Raw genomic sequence first — 1,085 nt, 5'->3', positions numbered from 1 at the left:
CGGTTCCCCCAGGTCGAGAGGGTGAGAAGGGGGACAGGAGCGTCGGCCGAGGTAGGGGAGGAAGCGTGGTGCGCGTACGGCGTCGTAAAGGTGTCGCAGCAGTGCTGGATCCCCCTCGACCCCTGCCACGAACACGGCGTCGGAGAGGTAGAACCGCTCGGACAGCGGCATGGACTTGCCCGTGTCGGAGTGGTGCGCGGTGTGGAAGTCCCGCAGCCGCGAGCCGGGTTGGTCGATCCGTACCCCGAACCTCAGCGCGGCCAGATCGGAGAGGTCCGCACCGCGCGGGCGGCCCTCGGCAGAGGCTAGCAGGCCGAGTACGCCGCTCTTGGTGGGCGCGTTCTCGGTGCCGCGGCGGGCGAAGCGGGCCGATGAACCCCAGGACTGGAGGGGACCGGCGAGCCGCAGCAGCAGTACCGCTGTGCCGGCCGCCCGGTCCGGGCCGGGAAGGGTCATGCTCCGGCACCCAGCCGCTGGGCCACCGCCGAACGTACCTCTTCCAGCAGGGTCTTGAGGGAGACGGCCCGGCCGAGCGGCGCGAGTGCCTCGGTCTCGTTGCCGACACGGAAGACCCAACTGTGGTCCTGTGCCGTCTCGATGCCGTACTGCTTCTCGAAGTTCGGTACGTACTCGGCGAGTTGCTGGCAGCTCTGCCGGAGGTATCCGCCCTTCGTGCCCTGCGGCACGGGTTCCTCGAAAGCGCTGACGAAGCTGACTGGCCGTCGCTCGCGCAGTTTCACGATCACAGCGGAGGGGAGGGTGTGGTTGCCGAAGGTATTGATCTTCCCGGTCGGCAGGGAGGTGACGAACGCCTCCAGGAACGCGGTGACCGCCTTCTCCGCCGGGGTGCTCGGAGGTTCGTCCGCCTTGAGGCCGAGACCGAGGTTGCGGTGCAGGTCGTCGACGTCCACGGCCGCATAGCGGTACAGGGTCGCGGAGTTGAAGTCGACGGTGCCGATCATCCCGGCGCCGGGTTCGTCACTGGCGCTGAGGTCGTCCACCGCCGTGTAGTAGTCCGACTCGATGTCCGACTTGTGCACGCTGATGGCGTGGGCGACCTGCGTCGCGGCCTCCACGTTGAGGTC

General features: G+C 68.6%; 2 protein-coding genes. Both read right to left on the bottom strand.

Annotated elements, in window-relative coordinates:
• Nucleotides 1–456 (bottom strand): type I-E CRISPR-associated protein Cas5/CasD (gene cas5e / locus PV682_RS44070; protein WP_319738598.1); only part of this gene is annotated, 456 nt, incomplete at its 3' end.
• Nucleotides 453–1,085 (bottom strand): type I-E CRISPR-associated protein Cas7/Cse4/CasC (locus tag PV682_RS44065; protein ID WP_319738597.1); only part of this gene is annotated, 633 nt, incomplete at its 5' end. The genes PV682_RS44065 and cas5e, both read right to left, overlap by 4 nt.

Origin of the sequence: Streptomyces niveiscabiei (assembly GCF_033794345.1) — a bacterium.
GTDB classification, from domain to species: domain Bacteria; phylum Actinomycetota; class Actinomycetes; order Streptomycetales; family Streptomycetaceae; genus Streptomyces; species Streptomyces niveiscabiei.
The sequence above is the reverse complement of the archived record's forward strand: the minus strand, read 5'-3'. Positions and strand labels throughout refer to the sequence as shown.